Below are 4,005 nucleotides of genomic sequence, written 5' to 3' on the forward strand. Positions count from 1 at the left end.
AAGGTGCAGCGTCCGAAAGACGCCTCTGTGCCGCGCCCGGCGCTCTACCTCCTCAACGGCGCCGGGGGCGGCGAGGACCGCGCGACCTGGTGGCAGAACACCGATGTCGGCGATTTCCTCGCCACCAAGGACGTCAACGTGGTGATGCCGATCGGCGGCGCCTGGGCGTACTACACCGACTGGCAGCAAGACGACCCCGCGCTCGGCCGCAACAAATGGCGCACCTTCCTCCTCGACGAACTCCCGCCGCTGGTCGACGCGGCACTGGGCACCAACGGCGTCAACGCCATCGCCGCCAACTCGATGACCGCGACGGCCGTCCTGCAATTGGCCGAGGCCAAACCGGGTTTCTACCAGTCCGTCGCCGGCTACAGCGGCTGCGCGCAGATCTCGGACCCGATCGGCAAGCAGTTCACCAAGCTGGTCGTGGAGACCTACGGCGGCGGTGACGTCGGCAATATGTACGGTGCCGACGACGACCCGGCCTGGGTCGCCAACGATCCGGTCGTCCACGCCGAGAAGTTGCGCGGCACCAGGCTGTTCGTCTCGGATGCCTCCGGCCTGCCGGGCCCGCACGACCGCATCGACGACCCGTACATGATGAATCCGACGCCGTTCGGCCTGGCCAACCAGCTCGTCGTCGGCGGGATCATCGAGGCCGCGGTCAACTGGTGCACCCGTAACCTCGAGTCCCGGCTGGACGAGTTGGGGATTCCCGCCACCTTCGACCGTCAGGCGAGCGGCACGCACTCCTGGGGATATTGGCGTGATGCGTTCTATCGGTCGTGGCCGGTGCTGGCCGCGGGTTTGGGACTGCCCGAATAGCCGGTCAGTCGGTGACAGTGGCGAAGGCGGCCCAGAGCAGGGGCGAGTTCTCGGCCGCCGGAGCGTCCCGCCATGCGGACAACTGTGATCGCTGCCAGGTCAGCAGGGTGGGGACGGGTGTGGAGGAATCGTGAGCGGTGTCCACGGCGCAGACCGCGGCTTGCAGCGGGTGGCCCGTGGTGGGGGTGAGAGTGTGGAAGGCATGGTCGGTGGGCAGCGGCCAGCGGGTGGCGGTGACGAGTTCGGCGCCCGCCGAGAGGGCCGCGGTGGTGAGGCCGAGGGCCTCGGTGAAACGCAGATCGCCGCCGCTTTCGCAGGCGATGAGGGCGACGCGGCTCGGCATCGGCCACCGGTCACGTCCGGGGACGGGGGTGGAGTCGAGCGTATGGGTGCCGAGGAGGAGGTCTTTCGCCGAGAGCGGGCGATGGGTGCGGTTCGTCGCCGCGAAGCCCCGGGTGTCGGCGGTGCAGCTGAGGTGGAGCTCGGCGTGTTCGCTGCGTCCCGATTCCGGTGCGGGAGCGGTGACATGGCCGACGTAGACGAGTCGGCTCGCGCCCGCCCGCAGCACCTCGGACAACCAGTCGCGGTCGGTGTCGGCGCGACGGAACAGTTCCACCGCGTCGTCGACACGGGGAACCACGCGCTCTCCGTAGCGGCCGAAGTGTTGTGCCACCAGGGTTTCCGCCGACGGCCTGCCGAGTACCGAGCCGAGTTCGGAGTCGGCGCGAAACCCCGGCACGCGCGGATCGAGTACCGCGACCACGGGCAACTCGCGAGTGTCGTTCCAGCGGTGCGCGATTCGATCCGGCGCGTGCACCACCGAGACCGGTGCGAGCAGGCTGATATCGGCGATGTCCAGCAGCCGAATCCCCGCATCGGGGGCGAGGATCTCCCACGGCACCTGCGCCAGCCTGGGTGAAGGCTGGATCCGCAGATGCGGCCGAATCCCCCGCTGCGACAGTTCGTACAGCTGCACGGCGAGCCCATAGGGCAGCAGGGTGCGTGACAAAGCCTGCGCCAGTGCACTTTCCGCCTCGGGATCGACCAGTGCACCCTCGGTCATGACCCGGCGCAGATCGTCGGGTCGCGCGGGGTCGGGTACCGCGTCGGTGAGCAGTCGCAGTGTCTCGCGCACGTGGTCTCGGGGCAGTACCGCTACGCCGCGCGCCAACGCGTCGTCGGCCCATCGCCACGACACGTACACGTCACCCGCGTCGGCCAGCCTGATGAAAGCTGTCGGCACACTGCTGAGTTCGGCAGCCGAAGGCGTTCCCGTTGTAGGCTCGTTCACAGCGCGATCACCCGGCTGTCGCGGACGGGGCGTCCGTAGCGCTGCTCGGCGTGGGAGATGAAGTCCGCCAGGACGATGCGGCCGTGGTCGGTCAGCCGGGGTGGTGGCGCGACGGGGATGCCCGCGGCGGCGGCGACATCGGCGAGCGCGGCGCCGAGTTGCAGGGCCGGTGTGGTGATCTGCTCGGCGGGCTCGGGATCGAACAGCTGGAACTCGAGGGCAGGCGCCGTGACGTCGGAGTACACGGTGGTATCGAGAGTCGTCCCAGCACACTGTGTCTCGATCAGATCGCTCACCAGTTGACCGTTTCCGGCGAGCGCGGCGCATCGGAAGGCAACGCGCATGGCGGGTTCGGCGACGGTGCGGTGCCAGTGTTCACGCTGGTTGCCGTTGGGGAGGGTGTGGCGGACGGCGTCGATGGCGAGGGCGGCGGGGACCGCCAGGGACACCGCGCGGGCCACCAGATCCGGATCCGGTTGTGCCGCTTGCTCGATCGAGGCGTGGAGGAGTTCGGCGTGCCAGTAGTCGAGCTGGGCGCAGTGCATCCCGAGTCCCTGGGCGGCGTAGGCCGCGAACGAGGTGTCCAGTAGCTGCTCGGCGGCAGCGAGATCGCCTTCCGCACAGGCGACGGTGGCCAGGCGCAGCCGCACGTCCGCCGCGTCCACCACCGCGCCGGTGGAGTCGAACCGATCCAGTGCCCGTTCGTAATACGCACGCGCCGTGGCGAAGTCATCGCGGCGTTCGGCGAGAAAACCCATCGTCTTCGACCCGATCCCGGACCAGTGGCCCAGTTCACCGGCCTCGAAGAACTCCTGACTGGCCAGCAATGGCTCCTCGGCCTCGTCGAAATGCCCGGCCCGCACCAGCATCGTGGCCAGATTCTGCTGCGACTCCGCGACCGAGGCGGCCTCGCCCGCCGCGGCGAAGGCGGCTACCCCCTGCCGAGCGAAGTCGATAGCCAGTTCCCAGCGACCGGTCTCGAAGGAACAGGCCGCCAGGTTCATCAGCGGGTGACCGGCCAGCTCCGGCGCGAAACGCTCGGTCACACCGAGAGATTCGACCGCCAGCTCACCGGCGCGCGCCCACTGCTGCCGGTGCAGCGCGACCGCCGTCAGCGACAGCAGGCACGCCACCCGCAGCAGCCCCTGATCGGTGCTGTCGGCGAGCAGCACACGCGCCTGCTCGAGCACATCCTGCGCGGCATCGAACTCGCCCAGATGCTGGAAGGCCTGCGACAGATTCACCAATGCCGCAGGTCGCTGATGTGCGGCATCGTCGGGCATTTCCGCCAATGCCGTTCGGAACAGCACCACCGAGCGCCGATGCTCACCGAGCTCGTCGGCCATACTCGCGGCGTTGATCAGCGCGGCACTGCGCAATCGTGGCGCCGCACCGTCGGCCGCCCGCTCGAAGATCTCCAGTGCCGCGACCACATCGCCACGCTGATAGGCCGCGTACCCCGCGGTGAGCTGGGCGTCGTCGCGATCGGATGTCCTGCCCGTGGCTGCCATCAGAAGTCCTCGTCTGTTTCGGCGGCCGCTGTTTCGGCGCTCAGGCGCTGGTCGCCGGTGTGTTCGGTGAGCCGGGCGCGGGCGAATCGGCGGATCCGCTCCCGGGCGGCCGACTCGTCTTGCGGCGGATCGGCAGGACCGACACCGGGCACGAAAACGGTGATCTCCGGGGTGCTTTCCGGTGTGCCGGGGATTCGCGCGGAGCCGGTCCAGGCATCGCCCCGCAGGTGCAAGGGCATCTCGACATCGGGTCCCGGCCGGTCGTGCTCGGTGTCGGCGGGCAGCCGCACTCGAACCCGCGCGTGCGGCCGAAGGTGTTCGGGGACGAGTCGCCGGCAATCCGGCGCGGCGACCACGCTGACCCGCACCGTCGATACC

Annotated in this window: 3 protein-coding genes and 1 pseudogene; 1 reads left to right on the forward strand and 3 read right to left on the reverse strand. The window is 69.4% G+C overall.

The window, feature by feature from the left end:
• On the forward strand, positions 1-825 hold an 825-nt coding region (locus tag ACFWF3_RS26995; RefSeq protein ID WP_379316175.1), incomplete at its 5' end, for an alpha/beta hydrolase.
• Positions 826-829: 4 nt separating this feature from the next.
• Here ACFWF3_RS26995 and ACFWF3_RS27000 read toward each other — a convergent pair.
• The 3 genes and pseudogenes from ACFWF3_RS27000 to ACFWF3_RS27010 form a co-directional block, all read right to left on the reverse strand.
• Positions 830-2,068, reverse strand: a complete 1,239-nt coding sequence (locus ACFWF3_RS27000) for a CHAT domain-containing protein (protein ID WP_378989245.1) — start codon at positions 2,066-2,068, stop codon at positions 830-832.
• 44 nt (positions 2,069-2,112) lie between these two features.
• Complete coding sequence (locus ACFWF3_RS27005) at positions 2,113-3,627, reverse strand: tetratricopeptide repeat protein (protein WP_379316177.1); 1,515 nt, start codon at positions 3,625-3,627, stop codon at positions 2,113-2,115.
• Positions 3,627-4,005, reverse strand: a pseudogene (locus tag ACFWF3_RS27010) (hypothetical protein); the annotation flags it as partial. The gene ACFWF3_RS27005 and the pseudogene ACFWF3_RS27010, both read right to left, overlap by 1 nt.

Origin of the sequence: Nocardia sp. NPDC060220 (assembly GCF_042727815.1) — a bacterium.
Lineage (GTDB): Bacteria > Actinomycetota > Actinomycetes > Mycobacteriales > Mycobacteriaceae > Nocardia.